The organism is Erwinia sp. PME.40.26/001 (assembly GCF_055556675.1).
On the sequence record NZ_JBVHNP010000389.1, the window covers coordinates 1 to 241 of the forward strand.

Consider the following 241-nt stretch of genomic DNA (forward strand, 5'->3'; position numbering starts at 1 on the left):
GTGACGGGCGTGCACTCCACGGCCGTCGACGCGTGGGAGGCCCGCAAGGGCGTGTGCCAGGACATCGCGCACATCACCCTCGGTGCTCTGCGCGAAGTCGGCATCCCGGCCCGCTACGTCTCGGGCTACCTGCACCCGAAGCCGGCGGCCGAGATCGGCGAGGCCGTGACGGGCGAGTCGCACGCGTGGGTCGAGTGGTTCGCGGGGGACTGGCAGGGCTTCGACCCCACGAACAACATCG

1 protein-coding gene is annotated in these 241 nt (G+C 71.4%); it reads left to right on the top strand.

The features are described 5' to 3' along the window. A partial coding sequence (locus tag ACZ3HG_RS24660) for a transglutaminase-like domain-containing protein (protein WP_465335142.1) occupies positions 1-241 on the top strand: 241 nt, incomplete at both ends.